We start from the raw sequence: 23,879 nt of genomic DNA, 5'->3' as shown, positions 1-23,879 counted from the left end.
GTTCCACTCGATCGACCAGGTCCGCGACTGGTGCCAGTCCGCCAGCGTCCACACCCGTCAGGTCATCGACCTCAACGAACACCGGTGGAACCAGGGCCACGACCCCACCCCGCTCCTGAGGGAGCAGGTGAACCTCACCCACCCCACCTGCGTGTTCCCGCACTGCACCCGACCCTCCAGGTCCTGCGACGCCGACCACATCATCGAGCACGACCAGGGTGGTCCGACCTGCTCGTGCAACCTCGCCCCGCTCTGCCGCCACCACCACCGGCTCAAGACCCACGGCGGCTGGACCTACCAACGCACCGCACCCCGGATCTTCCGCTGGACCAGCCCCCACGGGCACGTCTACGTCAACGACCTCACCCACCCACGACATCCCTGACCCACCGACCCCGCCGGCCACGGCCCGCGGGGCCATCGGCACGGGCGCCGGCTCAGGCGCCCTGGCCTGGCAGCACCCAGGGCTCGTCGCCGGACGGCAGGCCGAGGACGGGGCAGCGCGCCCCGGGCACGACCTGCACGTCGAAGATCTCGTCGACGCCGTTCTCCCACTCGAGCGTCGCGACCGTCTCGCCGGTGCGGAGATCGATCACGCCGAGCCCGCACTTGAGCCGGTCGTGGTACTCCGCGATCGGGGCACCGCCGAAGATCGCGGTCTCCCGGATCTTGGACAGGCCCACGAAGGCCAGGTGGCCGTGACAGGCGAGGCCGCGCGCGTAGCCCGGGAGGGTGGCGACGACGTCGCGCCGACCCGAGGCCGGATCCACCCGCTCGAGCCGGCCCCAGCCGGAGTTGAGGACGTACAGGCTGCCCTGGTGCCAGCGGGGCGAGTGCGGCATCGCCAGCCCCTCGGTCACCACCTCGCCGGAGCCCACGTCGAGGACCAGACCGCTGTCGTTGCGCACCGTGCGCCACCCGCGCGCCTCGTCCGACGCCGCCATCGCGGTGACGTAGGCGGGCTGCCCGTCGCGCATCGCCAGACCGTTGAGGTGGCAGCGGTCCTCGGGCGCCAGCGCGGAGATGAACGGCGGCCTCCAGCGCGGCACGAAGCTGTAGCGCTCGTCGAGCCCGGCCAGGCAGGAGAACAGCGTGTTCACGACCCACAGGTCGGGTTCCCCGGTCTCGGTGGTCCCCCAGACGACCTCGTGGCACTGCATCGCCCCGGTCTCGACCGAGGTCCGCGGCAGCCAGCACCGGTCGTACCGGCCCCGCGGCTCGATGGTCGCCGCCAGGTCCCGGTGGTCGCGCAGCGTCCAGACCTGGCCCTTGCCGCCGACCGCGAGCCGGTCCGGACCCACCGCCACGCCCATGGCGTGGTCGAAGCGGCGGAACGAGAAGCTCAGCCGCTCATCCGCGACGCCGATCGCGACGAGCTGCCCGGCCTGGTAGGTCGAGACGAGCAGCGCGCAGGCCGCCTCCTCCAGGACGCCGGGGAACGACGTGCTGTGGTGGTAGCGGACCTCGGTCCCGCGCTCCCCCGGTGCGCTCACCGCATCTTCAGGGTGTACTTACGGACCACGCTGCTCGCCTCGCCACCGCACGGGGTGAAGGTGAACTCGGCCCGGACCTGGAGCTTGCCGGTCCGCCGGAGCTCGCGCAGCCCGGCCCGGTTGGGCCGGAGCACGACCGTCGTCGAGCCGGCAGCGGCCAGGTCGACCGCCGAGCGCTTGAGCTTCGACCCGGCGACGGGCGCCACCGTGAGCCGGCCAGGAGCGTCGAAGGTCACCCTGACCCGCAGCGTGCCGGCGTGGGTGTCCGGACGTCCCTCGCGCGCGACGTCGAACCCGATCCGGGTGTTGATGTCCTCGACCAACGCGGTCCCTGCCGCGGTGCCGTCCGACGTCCACAGCTCCCGCCCGTGCGCTGGGTCGTCAGCGCTGAAGAACAGCACGTCACCGACCGGGGTGAGCGATCTGGGGCCGCTGTAGCCGTCGGTGTCGTCGTCGATGTCCTTGACCAGCACGGTCCCGGCGGCGGTGCCGTCCGACGTCCACAGCTCACGCCCGTGGACGCCGTCGCGAGCCGCGAAGAACAGCGCGTCGCCCACCGCGGTGAGGTACGACGGGTCGCTGCCGTAGCTGTCCGGCCGGATGTCCTCGACCAGCACGGTGCCCGCGGTGGTGCCGTCGGACTTCCACAGCTCGCGTCCGTGAACGCCGTCGTCCACCGTGAAGAAGAGCGTCCCGGCCACGCCGACCAGCGACATCGGGCCGCTGTAGTAGCCCTCGTCGTCATCGAGGTCCTGAACCATCGCGGTGCCGGCCTCGGTGCCGTCCGACGTCCACAGCTCACGCCCGTGGGTGCCGTCGTCGGCGGTGAAGAACAGCGTCCCGCCCACCCCGGTGAGCGACTGGGGCAGCGCACCCGCCGCCCCCGGGTTGACGTTCTCGACGAGCCTCGTGCCGGCGGCCGTGCCGTCGGAGGTCCACAGCTCCTGGCCGTGCACGCCGTCGCGCGCGGAGAAGAACAGCTGGTCGCCCACGGCCGCGAGCTCGTTCACGTAGCTGTCGTAGGCCCCGGGGTAGACGTCGTCGACCTGGACCGTGCCGCCTGCGGTGCCGTCGGACTTCCACAGCTCCCGGCCGTGCGTGCCGTCGTCGGCCGTGAAGAAGAGCGTGTCCCCCGCCACGGTGAGGCTCCTCGGCCCGCCGTAGTAGCCGTCGTCGGCACTGATGTCCTCGACCATCACGGTGCCGGCGGCGGTGCCGTCGGAGCGCCACAGCTCCCGGCCGTGCGTGCCGTCGTCGGCGGAGAAGAACACGACATCACCCATCGCGACGAGGTCGCTCGGGCGGCTGTAGTAGCCGTCCTCGTCGCTGATGTCCTTGACCAGCACCGTGCCGGCCGCGGTGCCGTCGGAGGCCCACAGCTCCGGCCCGTGCCGGCCGTCGTCGGCGACGAAGAACACCGTGTCCTCGGCCGCGACCAGGGGCGCCGGGCCCTCGGAGTACTCCCCCGCCGCCGCGATGTCGGCCACCATCGCGGTGCCGGCGGCGGTGCCGTCGGACCGCCACAGCTGACGGCCGTGGATCCCGTCGTCGGCGGTGAAGAAGTCCGTCCCGCCGACCGCCACTCCGACCGACGGGTTGCTCGGCGGGGTCGGGAAGTCGGCGCAAGCCGCCGTCGTCGTCCCGGCCGCGGCCGGGCTCGCGGGCAACGCCCCCAAGCCGGCCAGGGTCACCGCCGCGGCGGTCGCGGCCGTCGCTGTACGTCGTCCACGGGCTCGGCGCCGCAGCTCCTTCGCCCGCGAGCTGCGCGCTCGCAGCGCCTGTTCCCTCGCACTACGCCGCCGTCGACTCATCCTGGTCTCCCTGTCCCCGTGCTGCGAGCATGCTGCCACCTCGCACCGTCTCGTGACACTAGGACGCGTCAGGTGGCGGATCGGTTGCCACGGGGCCGACCGGTTACTTTGGGGTGCGGAGGATCTTGAGGCCGAGGCGGCCGAGGACGACACCGATGACCAGGTCGACGACGATCAGGACCGAGTGGGCGACCCAGTAACCGGCCGGGCGGTCCTCGCCGGAGGAGTGCGCCTGGTAGAGGTTCTTGGCGAAGGTGAGCCAGATGACGACGTTCCAGACGGCGACGCCGACGAGCAGCCAGCCGTGCTTGCGTTCGAGCTTCATGTCCTCTTCCTCGTGATCTTGCGGACGACGGCCATCAGGCCGAGCGTGCTGACCGCGCCGGCGGCGTACGGCGCGACCCAGGCGGGCGCGGGCTCGTCGGCCACCGGACGGGCCGCCAGCGGAGGCGACGGCGGCCCCGCGACCGGGGCGGCCGGCTCGGGCACGCGCAGCGCTCGGGCGGCCCGCGACGTGTGGGCGAACGCCGCGGCGTAGAGCACCACCCGCGAGAAGTAGTTGATCCACACCAGCACGATCAGCGCGATGCCGAACGCCTGGAAGGCCGGGTTGCCCTGGGTCGACTTGAACAGCACCGTCGAGACCTGCTTGAGCGCCTCGAAGGCGATCGCGCCCAGGAGAGCGCCCGACCACAGCGAGCGCCGCGGCGTGTGCGGCTGGGCGAGCAGCACGAACATCGCGAAGAACAGCAGCATGTTGGCGCCGAAGCCGAGGACGATCGACAGGAGGGTCACCAGCCACCCGAGATCGGTCCCGAGGTCGAGCCAGTCGAGCAGGTCGGTCGTGAAGCCGCCGACGAAGCCGGCGACCGCCACCGAGACCAGCAGGATCACGCCGATCAGCACCAGGGTCAGCAGGTCGCGCAGCTTGCCGAAGACGAAGTTGGGCTGCTCCTTGGCCGGCACCTCGAAGACGACGACGAGCGCGTCGCGCATCGCCGCCAGCCAGCCCAGGCCGGAGTAGAGCAGCACGAGGACGCTGACGATCCCCAGGGTCGCCGCGGCCGACTCGATGTCCTTGATCTGGATCTGCCCCGCGTCGTTGCCGACCAGGCCGGGCATCACGCCGTTCAGCGCGCTGGTCAGGTCGTTCTTCGCCTGCGGGTAGACCTTCGCGATCCAGCCGACGACGAAGAACGCCAGCGCCAGGATCGGGAAGAAGGAGAGGAACGCGAAGTAGGTGACCGCGCCGGCCTGCTGGCCGGCCTTCACCGAGCCGTAGTGCTCCTGCATCCGCACCAGGTGGTCGATGAACGGACGACGCTCGCGGATCGCCGAGATCCGCTCCTTGACCGAGGGCACCCGGTCAGCTCTCCGTGGGAGCCTGGAGCGGGAAGTCGCGGGTGGGCTGCCAGCCGCGCTCGTCGTCGTGCACGTAGAGGTGGAACCCCGCGACGTCGAACTCGCACTCGAAGGTGGCGAGCTCCTCGAACGCCCGGTCGAGGAGCGGGTCCTCGAGGTGGTGGGCGATGGTGACGTGCGGGTGGTAGGGGTATTGCAGGGCCACGTCCAGCGGCCCGCGCCGTACGGCGTGGGCGAGCTGCTCGCACTGGGAGATGCCCTCGACCAGCGTCACGAAGACGACCGGTGAGACCGGCCGGAAGGTGCCGGTGCCGCGCAGGTGCACGCAGAACGTGTCGCCCTCGGCCGCGACCTCCTCGAGGTGCTTCTCGACCTCGGTGAGGTGCACGTCGTCGATCTCGGTCGGCGGCACCAGCGTGATGTGCGTGGGGATCATCGAGGCGGTGGAGTCGCCGACGGCGGCACGGTACTCCTGGAGCTCGGTGGCCCAGGGCTCCGGGATGGCGACAGCTACTCCGATCGTCGGCACTCGATGAACCCTACTGTCCCGCGGCGACGAAACCGACCCGCTGGTACACGTCTCTCAGGGTCGCCCGTGCCACGTCGCCGGCCTGGGCCGCGCCCTCGCGGAGCACCTCGGTGAGGTAGGCCTGGTCGTCGAGCAGCTCGAGGGTGCGCTCGCGGAACGGGGTCACGAAGTCCACGACCACGTCGGCGAGGTCCTTCTTCAGGTCGCCGTACCCCCGGCCCGCGTACTCCTGCTCGAGGTCCGCGACCGACCGTGCGGACAGCGCCGAGTAGATCGTGAGCAGGTTGCTGACACCCGGCTTCTCCTCGACGTCGAAGCGGATCACCGAGTCGGAGTCGGTGACCGCCGAGCGGATCTTCTTGGCACTGACCTTGGGGTCGTCGAGCATCTCGACGATCCCGGCCGCCGACGAGGCCGACTTCGACATCTTGGCCGTCGGCTCCTGCAGGTCGGCGATCTTCGCGGTCGACTTGAGGATGTAGGGCTCCGGCAGGCGGAAGGTCTTCTTGTAGCGGTGGTTGAACCGCTGCGCGAGGTCGCGGGTGAGCTCGAGGTGCTGGCGCTGGTCCTCGCCCACCGGCACGTAGTGCGGGCGGTAGAGCAGGATGTCGGCCGCCTGGAGGATCGGGTAGGTGAAGAGCCCGACCGACGCGGCGCCCTCGCCGCCCTTGGCGGACTTGTCCTTGAACTGGGTCATCCGGCGGGCCTCGCCGAAGCCGGTGAGGCACTGCAGCACCCAGCCCAGCTGGGCGTGCTCGGGCACCTGGCTCTGCACGAAGATCGCGGACCGCTGCGGGTCGATGCCCATCGCGATCAGCTGCGCGGCGGCGCGCAGGGTGCGCTCGCGGAGCACCTTCGGGTCCTGCTCGACGGTGATCGCGTGCAGGTCGGCGATGAAGAAGAAGGGCTGGTACTCCTCCTGGAGGTCCACCCACTGCCGCAGCGCGCCGAGGTAGTTGCCGAAGTGGAACGAGTCGGCGGTCGGCTGGATCCCGGAGAGCACCCGCGGCCGCGAGGTGCCGGTGCCCGATGCCGACTCCTGGGCGGACGTCGCGACCTCGGGCGCGGTCGTGGTGGACATGGCGGACATTCTCACCCATGCGGCTGCGCCGTCCGGCATCCGGGTTATCGGTTTGCGGTCTCCGTCACGGGGTTGGGAGGGTGCGCCCATGATCCCCACGCTGACCGACGGAGACGTGACCCTCCGTGCCCACCGGCCCGAGGACGCCCAGGGATCGTTCGAGCAGTGCCAGGACCCGTCCTCTCAGCGGTGGACGACGGTTCCGGTGCCGTACTCGATGGCCGATGCCCGGACCTTCGTCGAGGAGGTCTGCCCCGGCGGCTGGGCCGACGACTCGGAGTGGGCGTTCGCGATCGAGCACGGCGGGCGGTACGGCGGCACGATCTCGCTGCGCAACGAGGGCTCCGGCCGCGCCGAGATCGCCTACGGGTCACACCCGGCGGTGCGCGGCACCGGGGTCGTCGAGCGGGCGCTGCGCCTGCTGCTGGAGTGGGGTTTCGCCGAGAAGGGCCTCCAGACCGTGATCTGGTACGCGCACGTCGGCAACTGGGCGTCCCGCAAGGTCGCCTGGCGGCTCGGCTTCTCGTACGACGGGATGGTGCGCCGCTGGCAGCCCCAGCGCGGGGAGCTGCGCGACTGCTGGGTCGGGACCCTGCTCCGCGACGACCCGCGCGAGCCGGCCACGACCTGGCTGGCCAACCCGGTCGTGGAGGGCGACGGGGTGCGGCTCCGGCCGTTCACGGAGGCCGACGTCGCGCGGGTCGTCGAGGGCATCGGCGACCCGGACACGCAGTACTGGCTGGCGTTCATGCCGCGCGACCCGGGCGAGGCAGAGGGCCGTCAGTACCTCGAGACCGTCCAGGAACGACTCGCGACCGGGCACACCATCACCTGGGCCTTCAGCGCCACCGACGACGACCGGCTGCTGGGGGCGGTCGGGCTCTACCGCTTCGACAGCGAGCCGGAGATCGGCTACTGGAGCCACCCCGACGCCCGCGGCCGGGGGCTCACGACCCGGGCCGCGGGACTGGGCATCCGCTACGCCTTCGAGACGCTGGGCCTCGACCGGCTGGCCGGCTTCGCGTCCGCCACCAACACGGCGTCGCTGAAGGTGCTGGAGACCAACGGGCTGCGCCGCGCCGGGGTCCTGCGCAACGCGGCGCGCACCGGCACCGGTGAGGCGGTCGACCTGGTCGGCTACGACCTGCTGGCCGAGGAGTGGGCCGCGCCGCGGCGGTGAACCGCGGCCGACCAGAACAGCACGCCGATGCCGACGACCGACAGCGCCGCACCGACGAGTGCCGGCGCGCGGTAGCCGTACCCGGCCGCGATCACCAGGCCGCCGAGCCAGGCGCCGAGCGCGTTGGCCAGGTTGAGCGACGCGTGGGTCATCGCCGCCCCGAGCGTCTGGGCCTCGCCGGAGACCGACATCAGCCGGAGCTGGAGGTTGACCACCAGGATCGACCCGATCGCGGTGACCAGGAAGATCGCCGGCAGCAGCCACCAGCCGTACGGCGCCAGGGCCCAGACCACCAGCATGATGAAGCCCGACGCGATGCCCGACAGGATCAGGGACCGGAAGACCGACCACTCGGCCAGCGGCCCGGCGACCCAGGTGCCGGCGACCATGCCGACGCCGAAGGCCGCGGTGAAGAGCGGGACCGCCGAGTCCGGCAGCCCGCCGACGTCGGTCGCGATCGGCGCGATGTAGGAGTAGACCGCGAACAGGCCGCCGAAGCCCACCGCGCCGGCGAGCAGCGTCAGCATCGCCTGCCCGTTGCGGAAGAACAGCATCTCCTTGCGACCCGTCGCGGCCGAGTTGCCCGGGCAGGACGGCACGAAGGCCAGGATCCCCAGCACGGTCACGACAGCGAGGCCGGCGGTGCAGAGGTACGCCGCGCGCCAGCCGGCCTGCTGGCCGAGCCAGGTGGCGGCCGGCACGCCGACGACGTTGGCGACCGACAGGCCCAGCATCACCGCGGCGACCGCCCGGCCCCGGCGCCCGGGCGGCGCCAGGCCGGCCGCGACCAGCGAGGCGACGCCGAAGTAGGCGCCGTGCGGCAGCCCGTCGAAGAAGCGGGCGAGCAGCAGGACGCCATAGCTGTCGGCGAGCGCGCTGAGGGCGTTGAAGCCGCTGTACGCCGCCATCAGGGCGATGAGCAGCCCGCGGCGCGGCAGCTTGGCACCGAAGACCGCGATCAGCGGGGCGCCGACCACCACGCCGAGCGCGTACGCCGAGATGAAGTGCCCGGCCGTCGGGATGGAGACACCGACGCCGTCGGCGATCTGGGGCAGCAGGCCCATCGTCACGAACTCGGTGGTGCCGATCGCGAAGCCACCCATGGCCAGCGCGAGCACGGCCAGCGTGAAGTGGCTGACCCGGGTGCTGCTGACTGCGGCGGTCGGGGGCGCGGTCGTCGTCATCGGGGGGATGACCCTTTCCGGTCGTGGCGGACGGAGGCGGGCTGACGGCGTACGCAGCACTACCAGTCTGCAACCGACCCGCCGACCACGCCTATTCCACGAGGACGGGGTGTGACGCGCGCTACGGGACCCGTCAGGGAGCAGACGCCACGATCTCGACCGACCCCTCGATCACCGCGACGTCACCGGTCTCCGGCAGGCACGGCTCGCCGGAGAAGGTGCCGGCGGCGGTGAACCCACCCGACGTCCGGATCTCGTCGCCGTCGTGGGCGAGGACCTTGCCCTGGGCGTCGTAGATCGTCAGGCGCTCGCCCTCGCGGCTGGCCTTGTAGCCGGCCGGCCAGACCGCCACCACCCGACCCGGGTCGGCGCCGTCCTGGCCCGCCTCGAGGTAGACGCAGTGGTCGCTGTCGAGCCGGAGCACGCCCTGGATCTGGGCGCCGTCACCCGCGGTGGTCGGGGCGTAGCCCGACTCGGGCAGCCGGACGGTGGTGCCGGAGATCCCGTCGTCGCCGCTGGCGACCAGCGACACGATCCCGAACGCGCAGGCCGCGACGACCAGCGGGATCAGGACGGCGAGCACGTAGCCGCGCCGGCTCAGCGCGTCCCGGCGCGACCAGCGGTCGTACGCCGGCTCCTCGTGCTCCTGCTGGTCAGCCAAGAGAGGCGAGGGTTTCGTTGAGGGTCTTCGACGGCCGCATGACCTGGTCCGCCTTCGCGTCGTCCGGCTGGTAGTAGCCGCCGATGTCGGCCGGGTGCCCCTGGACGCCGTTGAGCTCGGCGACGATCGCGTCCTCGTTGCCCACCAGCAGGTCGGCGAGCGCGGTGAAGTCGGCGGCCAGCTCGGCGTCGTCGGTCTGCTTCGCCAGCTCCTGGGCCCAGTAGGTCGCCAGGTAGTAGTGCGAGCCGCGGTTGTCGATGCCGCCGAGGCGACGGGTGGGCGACTTGTCGTTCTCGAGGAACGTGCCGGTGGCCTTGTCGAGGGTGTCGGCCAGCACCTGGGCGCGCGCGTTGTCGTCGTAGCCGGCGAGGTGCTCGAAGCTCGCGGCCAGCGCGAAGAACTCACCGAGGCTGTCCCAGCGCAGGTAGTTCTCCTTGACCAGCTGCTGCACGTGCTTCGGCGCGGAGCCGCCGGCGCCGGTCTCGAAGAGGCCGCCGCCGTTCATCAGCGGGACGACGGAGAGCATCTTCGCCGAGGTGCCGAGCTCGAGGATCGGGAAGAGATCGGTGTTGTAGTCGCGCAGCACGTTGCCGGTCACCGAGATGGTGTCCTCGCCCCGGCGGATCCGCTCGAGCGAGTACGCCGTGGCCAGCTCGGGCGCGAGGATCTTGATGTCCAGGCCGTCCGTGTCGTGCTCGGGCAGGTACGCGTTGACCTTCGCGATCAGCGCCGCGTCGTGCGACCGGCTCTCGTCGAGCCAGAACACCGCGGGCGACCCGGTCGCGCGGGCGCGGGTCACGGCCAGCTTCACCCAGTCGCGGATCGGGGCGTCCTTGGTCTGGCAGGCGCGCCAGATGTCACCGGTCTGCACGTCGTGCTCGAGGAGGGTCGCGCCGGAGCCGTCGACCACACGGATCGTGCCGTCGACCGGCACCTCGAACGTCTTGTCGTGGGAGCCGTACTCCTCGGCCGCCTGGGCCATCAGGCCGACGTTGGGCACCGAGCCCATGGTCGACGGGTCGAACGCGCCGTTCGCGCGGCAGTCGTCGATCACGGTCTGGTAGACGCCGGCGTACGACGAGTCCGGGATCACCGCGAGGGTGTCGGCCTCCTCGCCGTCGGGGCCCCACATGTGGCCCGAGGTCCGGATCATCGCCGGCATGGAGGCGTCGACGATGACGTCGGAGGGCACGTGCAGGTTGGTGATGCCGCGGTCCGAGTCGACCATCGCCAGCGCCGGCCCGTCGGCGATCGCGCGGTCGAACGCGGCCTTGATCTCGGCGCCGTTCGACAGCTTGTCCAGCCCGGCGAGGATGCCGCCGAGGCCGTCGGCCGGGCTGAGCCCGGCGGCGGCGAGGTCGTCGCCGTAGGTCGCGAAGACGTCGTCGAAGAACGCCGTCACGACGTGACCGAAGATCAGCGGGTCGGAGACCTTCATCATCGTGGCCTTGAGGTGCACGCTGAAGAGCACGCCCTCGCTCTTGGCCCGGGCGATCGCGTTGCGCAGGAACGACTGGAGGTGCGCGGCCTGCATGACGGTGGCGTCGACGACCTCACCGGCGAGCACCGGCAGCGACTCCTTGAGCACCGTCACGGTGCCGTCCTCGGCCTCGAGCTCGATCCGCAGGGTGTCGTCGGCCTCGATGACCACCGTCTTCTCGTTGCTCTTGAAGTCGTGCTCGCCCATGGTGGCGACGTTGGTCTTGGAGTCCGGGCTCCAGGCACCCATCCGGTGGGGGTGCTTCTTCGCGTAGTTCTTCACCGAGAGCGGGGCGCGGCGGTCGGAGTTGCCCTGGCGGAGCACCGGGTTGACGGCCGAGCCGGTGACCTTGCCGTAGGCCGCGCGGACCGCCTTGTCCTCGTCGGACTGGGCGTTCTCCGGGTAGTCGGGCAGGTCGTAGCCCTTCTCCTGCAGCTCCTTGATCGCGGCCTTGAGCTGCGGGAGCGAGGCGGAGATGTTCGGGAGCTTGATGATGTTCGCCTCGGGCAACTTGGCGAGCTCACCGAGCTCGGCGAGCGCGTCGTCGACCCGCTGCTCCTCCGTGAGCCGGTCGGGGAACTGCGCGAGGATCCGCCCGGCGAGGGAGATGTCGCGCGTCTCGACCTCGACCCCGGCCTTGGCGGCGTACGCCTGGATGATCGGGAGGAAGGAGTACGTCGCGAGCAGAGGCGCTTCGTCCGTGTGCGTGTAGATGATCGTGGCCATGACGGTTCAGCGACTCCTGAGCTGGGGGGCAAGTTCCTTGACGTCAAGATACCTGACGCGGGCGAGCACACCCACCTTCGCACCCGCTCACGGTCCGGGCAACGGGACCCCGACGGGTCTACAGTGCTGTCCGAGCGTCCGCGGGGGACGCCCGAGCGAGGGAGCATCGACGTGGCTGACTCCACCATCCAGCAGAAGCTGACCGCCGAGATGATCGGGACCTTCGTCCTCGTGTTCTTCGGCTGCGGCTCGGTCGTCTACGCGACCCAGGCCCAGGCGGCCTCGACCGTCACCACGATCGGCCTCACCTTCGGCATCGCCGTGATGGTGATGGTCTACGCCTTCGGCCGGGTCTCGGGCGCCCACTTCAACCCGGCGGTCTCGGCCGGCGCTGCGGTCGGCGGTCGGATGCCCTGGGCCCAGGCCGGGCTGTACATGATCGCCCAGCTGGTGGGTGCGATCCTCGGCGCACTGGTGCTCTTCCTCCTCATGCACGGCTACGACGGCTTCGAGGCCGAGGGCGGCATGGGCCAGAACTTCTTCGGCGACCAGAGCCCGGGGTCCGCCGAGTACGCCTGGTGGGCGGCGTTCCTGCTCGAGCTCCTGATGACCGCGGTCTTCGTCACGGTGATCCTCGCCGTGACCGACGAGCGCAACGAGCACCCGTCCCTGGCTCCCCTCGCGATCGGCTTCACGCTCGCGGCGATCCACTTCGTCGTGATCCCGGCGACCGGCACGTCGGTCAACCCGGCCCGGTCGATCGGCCCCGCACTCTTCGCGGGCAGCGACGCGATCATCCAGCTGTGGCTCTTCATCCTGGCCCCGCTGCTCGGCGGCGCGGTCGCCGGCCTCGCGTACCCGTTGCTGTTCGGGCGCGTGGGCGACCCCGTCCCCGGCTCGGGGATCAGCTTCAGCCGGCCGCGCACCGCGGCCCAGGTGCCCGGCTACGCCGCTCCGGACCAGTACCAGCAGCAGTGGAACCAGGACACGTCGGCCGGCTACGCCGCCCAGGCCGCGGCGCCCGCCGCCCCGGCGCCGATCATCCAGGACGGGTGGCAGTGGGACCCGGTCGGCCAGCAGTGGCACCCGGTCGGTCAGACGCCCGAGCAGTGGCGCGCCCAGCAGGCTGCCGAGCAGGAGGCGGCCGCGGCCGCGGCCGCCCAGCCGGTACCCACCGAGTCGGTGCCCGAGCAGCAGACCTGGCCCGGGCCCGAGGCGGGCGACGAGACCCAGATCCGGCCCCCCGGTCAGTAGGCGACGCCGACCAGTCGCACCGTGCCGGAGCCGTCGCCGACCGGCTCCTCCTCGACCAGGCCGACGCCGCGCGCGTAGGACAGGTCGCGGGATGCGCCCGCCGCGAGCGCCGAGCGCTGCTCGGTGAGCAGCACGTCGTCGTAGGTCCCGGCCGGGACCGTCGTGCTGGCGTCGAGCGCGACGACCGTGGCGTTGTCCTCGACGACACCCGGCTCGTAGGCCTGGCGGTAGCCGTCGCCGACCCGCGGCGCGGCGAGCATCGCCAGCCCCGCCTCGGCGCCGTCGTCGCCGGCCCGCCACTCCCCTGCGCGGCCGAACCACCACACGTTGCCGTCGCGGTCCTGCGCGAACCAGTCGGTGACGACCGCGCCGGACTCGTGGCTGACCTGGGCCGTGGTCGCCACCCCGGCGATCTCCGGTCCGGGCACGACGGTGACGGTCCGGGTGTGATGGCCGTGGGCGTCGGAGACGTCGTAGGTGCGCGTGCTGCCGGGCACGAGCGGGAACCACGGGTTGTCGACCCCGGCCACGAAGTCGGCGGGGTCCGGAGACGGGGTGGGGATCACCAGCTCGTCGACGCCGGAGGCCGGGCTCGGCTCGGAGGCGGTGCCGCAGCCGGCCAGCGCGAACAGCACGGCGCAGAGCAGCAGCACCCCCCTCACCCACATGGGTGTCAGCATCTCAGCACCCGAGGCCCGACGGCGCCGACCCCCGCCGCCGCTGCTAGCGTCGGGAAGCGGAAACCCCTCGTCGTGAACCCGCCGTGAACCGTCGTGAACAAGGAGTCGTCGTGAGCTCAACCCCGTTGAAGGTGGCCGTCACCGGCGCCGCCGGTCAGATCGGCTACAGCCTGCTCTTCCGCCTCGCGAGCGGGTCGCTGCTCGGCGACCGCCCGATCGAGCTGCGGCTGCTCGAGATCACCCCGGCGCTGAAGGCGCTCGAGGGCGTGGTCATGGAGCTCGACGACTGCGCCTTCCCGAACCTCGCCGGCGTCGAGATCGGCGACGACGCGGAGACGATCTTCGACGGGGTCAACCTCGCCCTCCTCGTCGGTGCCCGCCCGCGCGGCCCCGGCATGGAGCGCGGCGACCTGCTCTCCGCCAACGGCGCGATCTTCACCGCGCAGGGCAAGGCGCTCAACAAGGTCGCCGCCGACGACGTCCGCGTCGGCGTCACCGGCAACCCGGCCAACACCAACGCGCTGATCGCGATGACCAACGCGCCGGACATCCCGCAGGAGCGGTTCTCGGCGCTGACCCGCCTCGACCACAACCGGGCGATCTCGCAGCTGGCCGCGAAGACCGGCGCCGCCGTGACCGACATCAAGAAGATGACGATCTGGGGCAACCACTCCGCCACGCAGTACCCCGACATCTTCCACGCCGAGATCGGCGGCAAGAACGCCGCCGAGGTCGTGGGCGACCAGGACTGGGTCGAGAACACCTTCATCCCCACCGTCGCCAAGCGCGGCGCCGCCATCATCGAGGCCCGCGGGTCGTCGTCCGCCGCGTCCGCCGCCTCGGCCACCGTCGACGCCGCCCGCGACTGGCTGCTCGGCTCCCCCGAGGGCGACTGGGTCTCCATGGCGGTCGTCTCCGACGGCTCCTACGGCGTGCCCGAGGGCCTGATCTCGTCGTTCCCGGTCACCACCGAGGACGGCAACTGGACGATCGTCCAGGGCCTCGAGATCGACGACTTCTCACGCGGCAAGATCGACGCCTCCACCGCGGAGCTCGCCGACGAGCGCGCCGCCGTCACGGAGCTCGGCCTCATCTGAGCCGAGTCGGCGCCAGTTTCCCGCCTGAGCATGTCGAGTCGGCGCCAGTTTCCCCTTCACCGGGAAACTGGCGCCGACTCGGCATTTCAGAGGGGTTGGTCGGGGATCGAGCTGGCCAGGAAGATCAGCGCCAGCCCGACGCCGGCGAGCAGGACGCAGTCCCACCAGCGCCGTCGTACGGCGAGCATCCCGGCGTCCCGCGCAGGGAGCACGGCGCGCACCACGGCCGCCAGGATCAGCGCCCCGGCCATCCAGCGCACCCCGACGCGCCACGCGCCGGTGGTGACGATCCCGATGCCGATCGCGGTGACCGCGAGCACCACCAGGTAGAACGCCCCGCCGATGGTCGAGGGGTAGCGCCGACCCTCCTCCTCGGCGGAGACGGGTGGGATCTCGTCGCCGGGCTCGGCAGGGGGCTCGAGGTCGCTCACGCCACTGACTGCTCGGCAGCGGAGACGATGTTGGAGAGCAGCATCGCCCGGGTCATCGGGCCGACACCGCCCGGGTTGGGCGAGACCCAGGCCGCGACGTCCCACACGTCGGCCGCCACGTCACCGGCGATCTTGCCGTCGACCCGCGAGACACCGACGTCGAGCACGGCGGCGCCGGGCTTGACCATGGCACCGGTGATGATGTCCGGCACGCCGGCGGCGGCCACCACGATGTCGGCGTTGCGCACGTGGGCGGCCAGGTCGCGGGTGCCGGTGTGGCAGAGCGTGACCGTGGCGTTCTCGCTGCGCCGGGTCAGCAGCAGCCCGAGCGGGCGTCCGACGGTCAGGCCGCGGCCGACGACCACGACCTCGGCGCCGGCGATCTCCACGCCGTGCCGGCGCAGCAGCTCGATGCAGCCGATCGGCGTGCACGGCAGCGAGCCCTTCTCACCGAGCACGAGCTTGCCGAGGTTGACGGGGTGCAGCCCGTCAACGTCCTTGTCGGGGTCGACCCGCGACAGCAGCCGGAACTCGTCGAGACCGGTGGGCTGCTGCACGAGGAAGCCGGTGCACGCCGGGTCGGCGTTGAGCCGGTCGATCTCCGCCTCGACCTCGGCCTGGGTGGCGGTCGCGGGCAGGTCGACCCGGATCGACTCGAGCCCGATCTCCGCGCAGTCCTTGTGCTTCGCGCCGACGTACCAGTGCGATCCGGGGTCGTCGCCGACCAGCACCGTGCCCAGGCCGGGGACGACGCCCTTCTCCCGCAGCACGGCCACGCGCGCGGTCAGCTCGGCCTTGATCGCCTTGAGGGTGGCGGTCCCGTCCAGCTTCTGTGCAGTCACGTGGCTCATCCTGTCAGTGGAAGAAGTGTCGTGTTCCGGTGAAGTACATCGTCACTCCGGCCGCGTTGCAGGCGTCGATGGTGAGCTGGTCACGCATCGAGCCGCCCGGCTGCACGATCGCGGAGACGCCGGCGTCGATGAGGACCTGCGGCCCGTCCTCGAAGGGGAAGAAGGCGTCGGACGCCGCGACCGAGCCGGGGGCACGGTCGCCCGCGCGCTCGACGGCGAGCTTGCACGAGTCCACCCGGTTGACCTGGCCCATGCCGACGCCGACCGACGCTCCGTCCTTGGCCAGCAGGATCGCGTTGGACTTCACCGAACGGCAGGCCCGCCAGGCGAACGCAAGATCGGCGAGGACCTCGGGCGACGCCGCCTCGCCGGTCGCGAGCGTCCAGGTCGACGGGTCGTCACCCTCGGCGTCGACGTAGTCGCGCTGCTGCATGAGCAGACCACCGGAGATCGGCCGCATCTCGACCTCGCCGCGGCCAAGCGGCTCGCAGACCAGGAGCCGGATGTTCTTCTTCGCAGCCAGGATCTCCACCGCACCGTCGTCGTACGCCGGAGCCACGACGACCTCGGTGAAGACCTCGGCCACCTGCGTCGCCATCTCGACGGAGACCGGCACGTTGGTGGCGATCACGCCGCCGAACGCCGAGACCGGGTCGCAGGCGTGCGCCCTGCGGTGCGCGTCGGCCACGTCGCCGCCGACCGCGATGCCGCAGGGGTTCGCGTGCTTGATGATCGCGACCGCCGGCTCCGTGAAGGTGTACGCCGCGCGCCGGGCCGCGTCGGAGTCGAGGTAGTTGTTGTAGGACATCTCCTTGCCGTGCAGCTGCTCCGCCTGGGCGAGGCCGGTCCCGTAGCCGTTGAGGTAGAGAGCGGCGCTCTGGTGCGGGTTCTCGCCGTAGCGCAGCACCGCCGCCTTGTCCCAGGTGCCACCGACCCACGCGGGGAAGCCCTGCCCGTCGGAGGTGTCGGTGAGCACGTTGCCCATCCACGACGCCACGGCCACGTCGTACGTCGCGGTGTGCACGAAGGCCTCCGCCGCGAGCCGCTGCCGCTGGGCGAGGGTGAAGCCGCCCTCGGCGACCGCGGCGAGCACGGCGTCGTACGACGCGGGCGAGGTGACGATCGCGACCGAGGGGTGGTTCTTGGCGGCCGCGCGCACCATCGAGGGCCCGCCGATGTCGATCTGCTCGACGCACTCGTCGGGCGTCGCGCCGGAGGCGACGGTCTGGACGAAGGGATAGAGGTTGGAGACCACGAGGTCGAACGGCTCCACGCCGAGCTCGGCCAGCTGCGCGACGTGGGTGTCGAGGCGGCGGTCGGCGAGGATGCCGGCGTGCACCTTGGGGTGCAGCGTCTTCACCCGGCCATCGAGGCACTCGGGGAAGCCGGTCAGGTCCTCGACCTTGGTGACCGGGACGCCGAGGCCCTCGATCAGCGCGGCGGAGCCGCCGGTCGACACCAGCGCGACACCGGCCTCGTGGAGGCCGCGGACGAGGTCATCGAGGCCGGACTTGTCGTAGACGGAGACCAGCGCGCGCTTGATCGGGATCCGGTGGTCAGACATGGGGGCAGCTCCTGCTCACGTGGAGGAGCACCCAGGCGGTCGATGCTCCCGACGTCACTCCCTGGTGGTCGACCCACCTGCGCCAGTCGTGTGCCGTCAGCCTATCCGGACCCGGCGGCCCGTCACGACGAACCCCTCGCGCGCCATCCGGCCCACGGCGTCGACCAGCATCGCGCGTTCGGCGACCTTGATCCGCTCGTGCAGCGACTCGACGGTGTCGTCGTCCTCGACCGGCACGACGGTCTGCGCGACGATCTGGCCGGTGTCGACACCGGCGTCGACGACGAAGAGGGTCGCTCCGGTGACCTTCACGCCGTACTCGAGCGCGTCGGCGGGGCCGTGCATGCCCGGGAACGCCGGCGACAGCGCCGGGTGGGTGTTGACCACGCGGCCGCCGTGCCGGGACAGGAAGGTCTCCCCCACCAGCTTCATGAAGCCGGCGAGCACCACGACGTCGGGCTCGTACGACGCCACCGTGTCGGCGAGCGCCGCGTCCCACGCCTCCCGGGACTCGAAGTCCTTCACCCGGTGCACGAACGTCGCGATCCCGGCGCGCTCGGCGCGGGCCAGGCCCTCGATCTCGCCGCGGTCGGCGCCGACGGCGACCACCTCCGCGCCGTACGACGGGTCGGCGCAGGCGTCGAGCAGCGCCTGGAGGTTGGTGCCGGACCCCGACACGAGCACGACGAGGCGGGCGGGGCTGCGGGTCACGCGGGGAGTCTAGGACTCGGCGGACGCCTGGCGGGCGGCGCGGCGCTGCCACCAGGTCATCAGCAGGCCGCCGATCAGCCCCCCGATGCCGAACGCCGTGATCGCGTGGACCAGCACGTCGAAGCCGAGCGGGCCGACCTCACGCATCCGACCGGGGCCGACCGCCCCGCCCGAGACCGACGCGAGGAAGCCGAGCAGCACCCCGGCGACCACGCCGCCGGCCGTGCCACGCAGGGCACCCTCGTCCCATCGCAGCGTGGGGTTGCGGCGCTGCGACCGGACCGCGGCGTACGCCGCCACCAGCAGCGGCACGGCCATGAGGTACGCCGTCCACGCCGGCGTCGGCCCGTTGTCGGGCAGGGCGGCGAGCAGCGGGAACATCGGCAGCGCGCCGATCGACACCATCGTCGGGGAGACGAGCGTGTGGGCGCCGACGGCGAAGCCGGGGCCGAGCAGGTAGGAGCCGGAGAAGAGGACGGCGTTCGGGGCGACCGTGGTGGTGAGGGCCGTGTAGACCGTGGCGTCGCCGGCGTCCATGTGCAGGCGGGACATCACGTTGACCGCCGTACCGAAGTCGACGACCAGGGCGGCGACGAAGACCAGCGCGGCGACCACGAGGTAGGCGCCGAGGACCCGCAGCGCGGTCGCGCCGGCCGCGCGGACCGACGGCGGCAGGAACGAGGCCCAGATCGCGGCCCGGCCGGACCCGATCGCGATCGCGGAGACGCCGAGCGTCCCGCACAGCACCAGCGACCACAGCACGACCCGGGCCTGGGAGGGTGCGGTCTCGGCTGTGGCGACCATCCGGAACGTGATGATCGCCACGACGAGGTAGCCGACGGTGAAGGCCAGGCCGGCGATCGCGACCGTCCAGTCGCGCTCGCCGTCGGCGATCCGGTCGGCGTCGGGGCCGTGCCCGGAGACCGAGTCGCCGACCCGGTGCCCGAGCCGCCAGATCGACCATCCGCAGAGCACCGTGAGCCCGAGCGGTACGACGGTCAGCAGCACGCCGTCGACCCGGATCCCGGAGCCGTGCGCGAGCAGCCAGCCGAGCGCTCCCACGCGGAGGCCGTCGCGCGGGGCGCCGTGCGCCCCGGCGTCGGCGAGGAACCAGCCGACCACCCCGATGGCGAGGCAGACGAGGAGCGTCGCGGAGGCCGCGGCGACGCCGCCGAGGGTCGCGATGAGCACCAGCGGACGCCGGTGCCGGGCGTCGGTGCGGTCGGTCGACCCGCGGGTGGCCGAGGTCGTGCCGGGGAGGAGCGAAGTCATGGCCCGGCCATCATCACCCCACCCCCGGGCCCGATCCGGGCTCCCACGCCGTTTCGGCGCGGATGTCGCGGGCGGCTACCGTGGACGGCGCCATGAGGGACCCGGATGAGTTCGACCAGTTCTACAAGGACGTCCGCACGCGACTGCTGCTGCTGACGTACTGCCTGACCGGCGACCTCCCGTCCTCCCGGGCCGCCGTCCGGGACGCGTTCGTGGTCACCTGGCACCACTGGCGCAAGGTGTCCCGCCTCGAGGACCCCGAGGCCTGGACCCGCGCCCGCGCGTGCTCGCACGCCCAGCGCCGGCACACCGCCAAGCTCTGGCACCGCGAGAAGGGGCTCGACCCGGAGGTCAAGACGACCCTCGACGCGCTCGGCAAGCTGCCGGTCACCCAGCGCAGGGTGCTGCTCCTCAGCGAGCTCAGCACGGCGTCGCTGGCCGAGCTGTCCCGCGAGGTCGGGCTCCCCCGCACCGAGGCGGAGCGAGCCCTGCAGACCGCGACCGCGCAGTTCGCCCTCCTCCGCGAGATCCCGACCACGAGCATCCGGACGGTGCTCGACCCGGTCCGCGCCCACGTCGAGGACTCCACCTGGTCGCGCGCCACGATCATCCGCCGCGCCGGCGCCGCACGGCGCCGTACCCACACCGTCGTCGGGGTCGCCGCGTCGGTCGCGGCCCTCGTCCTGACCGGCACCCTGGTCACCGACGCCGCAGGCGTGCGCCCCACGCTCTCGGGCGAGCGCATGGAGGCCGCGGACCGCCCCGAGCCGTCCGCCGAGCCCACGCCGGAGCCGATCGACCTGCCCGAGGAGGCGATGCTGACCGCCGAGCAGGTGGCGCAGCACGTGCCCGGCAAGGACTGGACAGTGACGTCGACCGACGACAACACGGCCGGCGACGGCCTGGTGATGCCCTGTCAGGACGAGCGGTACGCCGACCCGAAGGGCCCGGCCGCCCTGGTCCGCACCTTCGACCCGCAGGCGCCGAAGCCGACCGTGACGACCCTGCAGACCAGCCAGGCGTCGGAGTCGACCAAGGCGGCGAGCCGCAGCTACGCGACGATGCTCGACTGGTTCGCGGGGTGTTCCGACGACCGGGCCCAGCTGTTGCAGACCCGCTCGGTCGACGGCGTCGGCGACGAGGCGATGGTGCTGAGCCTGCGGCTCTGGGACGAGCCGACGTCGGCGGTCGTCGTCGGCGTGGCCCGGACCGGGCAGTTCACGACCGCGACCATGACCCGGATCACCGGCAAGGACGACCCCGGGCTCGTGCCGTCCGCGAAGCTGCTGGGCGCGGCGATCTCGGACCTCTGCACGCTCCCCGAGGCCGGGAGCTGCCCGACCGGCCGGACCTCGATGAGGAAGGTCCCACCGGTGCCGGTCGCCGACGTACCCGCCATCCTCGCGGAGGTCGACCTCCCCCCGGTCACCGGCGTCGACCAGCCCTGGGTCGGCACCGAGCCCCGCCAGGCGAAGGACAACGTCGCCGCCACGGGCTGCGACCAGGCCGACTTCTCCGCCATGACCAACGACGTCACCCGCACCTTCCTGATCCCGAAGGCGAAGCTCGCCGACCAGTTCGGCCTGACCGAGACGCTGGGGTCGCTGCCGGAGGCGAAGGCCGCGGCGTTCGTCGCCGACGTCCGCGACAAGCTCGCGAAGTGCTCCCAGAGGCAGATGGGCACCCAGGTCGAGCGAGTGCGCCACCTCGACGGCAAGCACCTGGACGTGTCCGTCTGGCACCTGACCACCGAGGTCACCGACAAGCTCACCGTGAGCTTCTGGATGGGCATCGTCCGCGACGGCACGTCGATCGCCCAGGTCGGCTTCGTCCCCGACAAGTCGGTCGGGATGAGTTCCGACGCGTTCAACGCGCTCGTCGGGCGGGCGCTCGCCCGCCTCGACGCGATGCCACCGCCGAAGTCGGGCTGAACCCTCCCGGACTTTCCGGCTGCGGCGTGCAACCGTTTCCCGTGGAGGGGCGTATCCCCCGTGAATCAGCAACCAGCTGAGAGCCACACGAGACGGGACCAGGGTCGATGGACGAACGCGAGTTCGACGACTTCTACTCCACGTCGTTCCAGCGGATCACGGGCCAGGTGTACGCCATGATCGGCAACCGCGACGAGGCGCAGGAGTGCGTGCAGGAGGCGTTCGTCCGCGCCTGGGCACACCGCAAGAAGCTCGACAGGACCGAGCACCCCGAGGCCTGGGTACGCACCACGGCGTACCGCCTGGCCGTCAGCCGCTGGCGCCGTACGACGCGGGCTCGCCGGCCCGCCGACCGCGCCGTGAGCCTGGCCACCGAGGCGGCCGCGCCGAGCGAGACCCACGTCGCGCTGGTCGCCGCACTCAAGCAGCTCCCCGAGGTGCAGCGGCAGGCACTGGTGCTGCATCACATCGCGGACCTGCCGGTCCAGGAGGTCGCCCGTGAGGTCGGCGTCCCCGAGGGGACCATCAAGGCCCGGTTGAGCCGCGGCCGCACCGCCCTCGCCGCGCTGCTCGCCGACGACGCCCCCGGCGGTCTCTCCCGAGGAATCGGCACCGAAGGAGCCAGCCATGCGTGACCCGATCGAGGAGCTCGAGAACTTCACGTCCCCAGGACTGACCATGACGCCGATCCCTGCTTCCGAGGTACGCCGCCGCGGCACCCGGCTGCGCCGCCGCAACACCGCGCTCGCCACCATCGGCGGCATCGCCGCGGTCGCGGTGATCGCCACGCCGCTCGCGGTGCTGGCGAGCAACCACAGCAGCAAGGCGGACGTCGAGCCGGCCACCGACTGGCACCAGACGATCCCGGCCGACTTCCCGCTCACGGCGGGCATGCCGAACGGCTCGACGCAGTCGGACGCCTCCGGGGTGGACCCGATCGAGACCTGCGGCAACGTCGCCTGGTCGGCCGAGGGCACGACGCGACCCGTCGACATCGTGGGTGCGACCTACGGCGAGCCGGGCTCCGAGGGCACGCAGAGCCGCACGCTGGCGCTGTACGCCGACGACACCACCGCGGCCAGCGCGCTCGCCCAGCTCCGCGACACCGTCGTCAACTGTCCCGAGGATCCGAACGGATCGGGCGCCCCGCTGGTCAACGAGGTGGTCGAGCTGGCCGCTGGAAGCGACACGTCGTTGTTCTTCACCAACCAGGCGAAGGACGGCGACCTGCTCTACGACCTCACGGCGTACGAGGCGGTCAGGTCCGGCAACGCGCTCTATCTCGCGACCTCGTTCAGCTCGGCGGGCGGGAGCCAGAACGTCGGCGCGCTGGATCGGCTGGACAGGGCGTCCCAGCCGGTGGTCGACCAGATGTGTGTGTTCTCGGCGGACGGCTGTGGTGCTGACGAGACCGCCGGGGACAGCGCCGACACCACGGTGATCCCCGACGACTTCGACCTGCTCGCCGGTCTCCCGGAGGACGGCGAGGCGACCGACATCGGCCGGGTCGGCCCTGACCGCGAGCTGGCGCCGATCGACCTCGACGCGTGCGGGACCAAGGCTCCCGAGCCCGGCTCGTTCGACCGGCTGCGCGCCGACTTCCGGCAGGCCGTCGGCATCCACGAGCGGCAGCTGATGACCTTCCCGGACGGGGCGGCCGCGCAGGCGTACGTCGACATCGTGGCCGGGCGCCTCCCGTGCTCGGAGGACGGCGGACGCGGCGTCACGGGCTACTACGAGCGCCGCGACACCGCGCTCGGCGACTCGGGCGTCGCCGGGTTCCTGCACTTCATCGTCAATGGCGACCCGGGTCTCGGCTACGAGATGACGCACGTCGTCCGCGTCGGCTCGACAGTGCTGCTCTCCCGGGTGCAGGTCGACGGCGACAGCACGCCGGTGACCGACGAGGTCCAGGCGAACCTCCTCGCCGAGGCCGAGACCGAGCTCGCGCCCGTCGTCGACGCAATGGCGGTCTTCGACGGTGGTTGAGGACCCCCCCCCCGGCGGTTGAGGAAGGACGAAGTCCTGTCTCGAAACCCCTGCAACCCGCACGCCCACACCGGGCCGACTCTCGGCTCACCGGGCAACGAGCGCGGGCCCCGAGCGGGCCCTCCTCAACCACCGGTGCCCCCCGGTGGTTGAGGAAGGCGCGCAGCGCCTGTCTCGAAACCCCCGCAGCCGACCCGCCCACCTTGCCCTCGGATTGCGGGCCGCTGCTAGGGATTTACAGAGTGATGGGGTCACCGTCCGCTTCGGCTGAGGCGGCGATTTCCAGCCGTCGTCTGGCTTGCGGGTCCGCGGGGGTCGACCGTGGTGGTCACCGCCGAAAGATTTTACTTTCGAGATGCTCAGGACCCTGTGGAGAACAGGGTTTTCGGGGTCTGAGTGTCGGTGGCGGGTGCTTGGCTGTTCGTATGGCAGTCACCACCGAACTCGACACCGCAGGTGCGGTGCTGGCTGCCCTCTGCGACCAGAAGTCAGTAGAGGACGCCGCCGCCGTCGAGCAGTTCAAGCTCGCCGTGGACTGGGCGGCGATGCACTCGGTGGACTCGATCGGTCCCGCCGCGGTGTGGGAGGGCGA

22 protein-coding genes and 1 riboswitch are annotated in these 23,879 nt (G+C 71.9%); of the genes, 7 read left to right on the top strand and 15 right to left on the bottom strand.

Going from position 1 to position 23,879, the window contains the following annotated elements; genetic code table 11:
- Positions 1–385, top strand: a 385-nt coding sequence (locus tag PD653B2_RS25215) for an HNH endonuclease signature motif containing protein (RefSeq protein WP_165763582.1), incomplete at its 5' end; no start/stop codon positions are given.
- 52 nt (positions 386–437) lie between these two features.
- Here PD653B2_RS25215 and PD653B2_RS22225 read toward each other — a convergent pair.
- The 6 genes from PD653B2_RS22225 to trpS all read right to left on the bottom strand — a co-directional run bounded on the left by PD653B2_RS22225 (position 438) and on the right by trpS (position 6,276).
- Positions 438–1,493 (bottom strand): TIGR03032 family protein, encoded by a 1,056-nt coding sequence (locus tag PD653B2_RS22225; RefSeq protein ID WP_085874611.1) that lies wholly within the window; start codon positions 1,491–1,493, stop codon positions 438–440.
- Complete coding sequence (locus tag PD653B2_RS22220; RefSeq protein ID WP_207559488.1) at positions 1,490–3,169, bottom strand: ELWxxDGT repeat protein; 1,680 nt, start codon at positions 3,167–3,169, stop codon at positions 1,490–1,492. Before PD653B2_RS22220 ends, PD653B2_RS22225 begins: the two co-directional genes overlap by 4 nt.
- Positions 3,170–3,407: 238 nt before the next feature.
- A complete protein-coding gene (locus PD653B2_RS22215; RefSeq protein ID WP_085874609.1) occupies positions 3,408–3,629 on the bottom strand; it encodes an SCO4848 family membrane protein in 222 nt (73 codons plus the stop codon).
- On the bottom strand, positions 3,626–4,666 hold the full coding sequence (locus tag PD653B2_RS22210) for a YihY/virulence factor BrkB family protein (protein ID WP_242665404.1): 1,041 nt from the start codon (positions 4,664–4,666) through the stop codon (positions 3,626–3,628). The genes PD653B2_RS22215 and PD653B2_RS22210 overlap by 4 nt, the downstream gene beginning before the upstream one ends.
- A 4-nt stretch (positions 4,667–4,670) precedes the next feature.
- The gene (locus PD653B2_RS22205; protein WP_085874608.1) at positions 4,671–5,195 is read right to left on the bottom strand and encodes a 2'-5' RNA ligase family protein; all 525 of its coding nucleotides are present in this window, start codon (positions 5,193–5,195) and stop codon (positions 4,671–4,673) included.
- Positions 5,196–5,205: 10 nt separating this feature from the next.
- On the bottom strand, positions 5,206–6,276 hold the full coding sequence (trpS, locus tag PD653B2_RS22200) for a tryptophan--tRNA ligase (RefSeq protein WP_089504043.1): 1,071 nt from the start codon (positions 6,274–6,276) through the stop codon (positions 5,206–5,208).
- Between the two features lie 88 nt (positions 6,277–6,364).
- On the opposite strand from trpS, the gene PD653B2_RS22195 reads away from it, so the two are divergent.
- Positions 6,365–7,456, top strand: a complete 1,092-nt coding sequence (locus tag PD653B2_RS22195) for a GNAT family N-acetyltransferase (protein ID WP_165763581.1) — start codon at positions 6,365–6,367, stop codon at positions 7,454–7,456.
- On the opposite strand, the gene PD653B2_RS22190 is transcribed toward PD653B2_RS22195, so the two are convergent.
- The 3 genes from PD653B2_RS22190 to PD653B2_RS22180 all read right to left on the bottom strand — a co-directional run bounded on the left by PD653B2_RS22190 (position 7,414) and on the right by PD653B2_RS22180 (position 11,507).
- Positions 7,414–8,640 carry an MFS transporter gene (locus tag PD653B2_RS22190; protein WP_085874605.1) on the bottom strand — a complete coding sequence of 409 codons (1,227 nt, stop codon included), beginning with the start codon at positions 8,638–8,640 and terminating at the stop codon, positions 7,414–7,416. The two genes, PD653B2_RS22195 and PD653B2_RS22190, sit on opposite strands and share 43 nt — an antisense overlap.
- A 133-nt stretch (positions 8,641–8,773) precedes the next feature.
- A complete protein-coding gene (locus PD653B2_RS22185) occupies positions 8,774–9,301 on the bottom strand; it encodes a hypothetical protein (RefSeq protein WP_085874604.1) in 528 nt (175 codons plus the stop codon).
- The gene (locus PD653B2_RS22180) at positions 9,294–11,507 is read right to left on the bottom strand and encodes an NADP-dependent isocitrate dehydrogenase (RefSeq protein ID WP_085874603.1); all 2,214 of its coding nucleotides are present in this window, start codon (positions 11,505–11,507) and stop codon (positions 9,294–9,296) included. Before PD653B2_RS22180 ends, PD653B2_RS22185 begins: the two co-directional genes overlap by 8 nt.
- Before the next feature lie 171 nt (positions 11,508–11,678).
- On the opposite strand from PD653B2_RS22180, the gene PD653B2_RS22175 reads away from it, so the two are divergent.
- Complete coding sequence (locus PD653B2_RS22175; protein WP_242665403.1) at positions 11,679–12,761, top strand: MIP/aquaporin family protein; 1,083 nt, start codon at positions 11,679–11,681, stop codon at positions 12,759–12,761.
- Here PD653B2_RS22175 and PD653B2_RS22170 read toward each other — a convergent pair.
- The gene (locus PD653B2_RS22170) at positions 12,755–13,429 is read right to left on the bottom strand and encodes a hypothetical protein (RefSeq protein ID WP_133059079.1); all 675 of its coding nucleotides are present in this window, start codon (positions 13,427–13,429) and stop codon (positions 12,755–12,757) included. The genes PD653B2_RS22175 and PD653B2_RS22170 overlap by 7 nt on opposite strands.
- Before the next feature lie 122 nt (positions 13,430–13,551).
- Here PD653B2_RS22170 and PD653B2_RS22165 point away from each other — a divergent pair, with 122 nt between their 5' ends.
- Positions 13,552–14,538, top strand: a complete 987-nt coding sequence (locus PD653B2_RS22165; protein WP_085874601.1) for a malate dehydrogenase — start codon at positions 13,552–13,554, stop codon at positions 14,536–14,538.
- 86 nt (positions 14,539–14,624) lie between these two features.
- Here the strand turns inward: PD653B2_RS22165 and PD653B2_RS22160 are convergent, their stop codons facing one another.
- The 5 genes from PD653B2_RS22160 to PD653B2_RS22140 all read right to left on the bottom strand — a co-directional run bounded on the left by PD653B2_RS22160 (position 14,625) and on the right by PD653B2_RS22140 (position 19,367).
- Positions 14,625–14,969, bottom strand: coding sequence for a DUF3017 domain-containing protein (locus PD653B2_RS22160; RefSeq protein ID WP_085874600.1), 345 nt, complete (start codon positions 14,967–14,969; stop codon positions 14,625–14,627).
- Positions 14,966–15,811 carry a bifunctional methylenetetrahydrofolate dehydrogenase/methenyltetrahydrofolate cyclohydrolase gene (locus PD653B2_RS22155; protein WP_085874599.1) on the bottom strand — a complete coding sequence of 282 codons (846 nt, stop codon included), beginning with the start codon at positions 15,809–15,811 and terminating at the stop codon, positions 14,966–14,968. Before PD653B2_RS22155 ends, PD653B2_RS22160 begins: the two co-directional genes overlap by 4 nt.
- Before the next feature lie 13 nt (positions 15,812–15,824).
- Positions 15,825–17,384: a bifunctional phosphoribosylaminoimidazolecarboxamide formyltransferase/IMP cyclohydrolase gene (gene purH, locus PD653B2_RS22150; protein WP_085874598.1), complete on the bottom strand. Its 1,560-nt coding sequence runs from the start codon at positions 17,382–17,384 to the stop codon at positions 15,825–15,827.
- Between the two features lie 22 nt (positions 17,385–17,406).
- Positions 17,407–17,484, bottom strand: a riboswitch (ZMP/ZTP riboswitch).
- A complete protein-coding gene (purN, locus tag PD653B2_RS22145) occupies positions 17,481–18,095 on the bottom strand; it encodes a phosphoribosylglycinamide formyltransferase (RefSeq protein ID WP_085874597.1) in 615 nt (204 codons plus the stop codon). Its footprint overlaps the riboswitch before it by 4 nt.
- Positions 18,096–18,104: 9 nt before the next feature.
- Positions 18,105–19,367: a DUF6350 family protein gene (locus tag PD653B2_RS22140; RefSeq protein ID WP_085874596.1), complete on the bottom strand. Its 1,263-nt coding sequence runs from the start codon at positions 19,365–19,367 to the stop codon at positions 18,105–18,107.
- 92 nt (positions 19,368–19,459) lie between these two features.
- On the opposite strand from PD653B2_RS22140, the gene PD653B2_RS22135 reads away from it, so the two are divergent.
- The 3 genes from PD653B2_RS22135 (at position 19,460) to PD653B2_RS22125 (ending at position 23,287) form a co-directional block, all read left to right on the top strand.
- Positions 19,460–21,298: a sigma-70 family RNA polymerase sigma factor gene (locus PD653B2_RS22135; RefSeq protein ID WP_085874595.1), complete on the top strand. Its 1,839-nt coding sequence runs from the start codon at positions 19,460–19,462 to the stop codon at positions 21,296–21,298.
- A 107-nt stretch (positions 21,299–21,405) separates the two neighbouring features.
- Positions 21,406–21,933 (top strand): RNA polymerase sigma factor, encoded by a 528-nt coding sequence (locus tag PD653B2_RS22130; RefSeq protein WP_085874594.1) that lies wholly within the window; start codon positions 21,406–21,408, stop codon positions 21,931–21,933.
- Complete coding sequence (locus PD653B2_RS22125; protein WP_085874593.1) at positions 21,926–23,287, top strand: hypothetical protein; 1,362 nt, start codon at positions 21,926–21,928, stop codon at positions 23,285–23,287. Before PD653B2_RS22130 ends, PD653B2_RS22125 begins: the two co-directional genes overlap by 8 nt.
- Positions 23,288–23,879 lie beyond the last annotated feature (592 nt).

Origin of the sequence: Nocardioides sp. PD653-B2 (assembly GCF_002117935.1) — a bacterium.
In the GTDB taxonomy this organism is placed as follows: domain Bacteria; phylum Actinomycetota; class Actinomycetes; order Propionibacteriales; family Nocardioidaceae; genus Nocardioides.
The sequence above is the reverse complement of the archived record's forward strand: the minus strand, read 5'-3'. Positions and strand labels throughout refer to the sequence as shown.

Coding starts and splice junctions, on each gene's coding strand:
- PD653B2_RS22215 (WP_085874609.1), bottom strand. CDS start 3,629: ATGAAGCTCGAACGCAAGCACGGCTGGCTGCTCGTCGGCGTCGCCGTC.
- trpS (WP_089504043.1), bottom strand. CDS start 6,276: ATGTCCACCACGACCGCGCCCGAGGTCGCGACGTCCGCCCAGGAGTCG.
- PD653B2_RS22195 (WP_165763581.1), top strand. CDS start 6,365: ATGATCCCCACGCTGACCGACGGAGACGTGACCCTCCGTGCCCACCGG.
- PD653B2_RS22190 (WP_085874605.1), bottom strand. CDS start 8,640: ATGACGACGACCGCGCCCCCGACCGCCGCAGTCAGCAGCACCCGGGTC.
- PD653B2_RS22180 (WP_085874603.1), bottom strand. CDS start 11,507: ATGGCCACGATCATCTACACGCACACGGACGAAGCGCCTCTGCTCGCG.
- PD653B2_RS22170 (WP_133059079.1), bottom strand. CDS start 13,429: ATGTGGGTGAGGGGGGTGCTGCTGCTCTGCGCCGTGCTGTTCGCGCTG.
- purH (WP_085874598.1), bottom strand. CDS start 17,384: ATGTCTGACCACCGGATCCCGATCAAGCGCGCGCTGGTCTCCGTCTAC.
- PD653B2_RS22140 (WP_085874596.1), bottom strand. CDS start 19,367: ATGACTTCGCTCCTCCCCGGCACGACCTCGGCCACCCGCGGGTCGACC.
- PD653B2_RS22135 (WP_085874595.1), top strand. CDS start 19,460: ATGAGGGACCCGGATGAGTTCGACCAGTTCTACAAGGACGTCCGCACG.
- PD653B2_RS22130 (WP_085874594.1), top strand. CDS start 21,406: ATGGACGAACGCGAGTTCGACGACTTCTACTCCACGTCGTTCCAGCGG.
- PD653B2_RS22125 (WP_085874593.1), top strand. CDS start 21,926: ATGCGTGACCCGATCGAGGAGCTCGAGAACTTCACGTCCCCAGGACTG.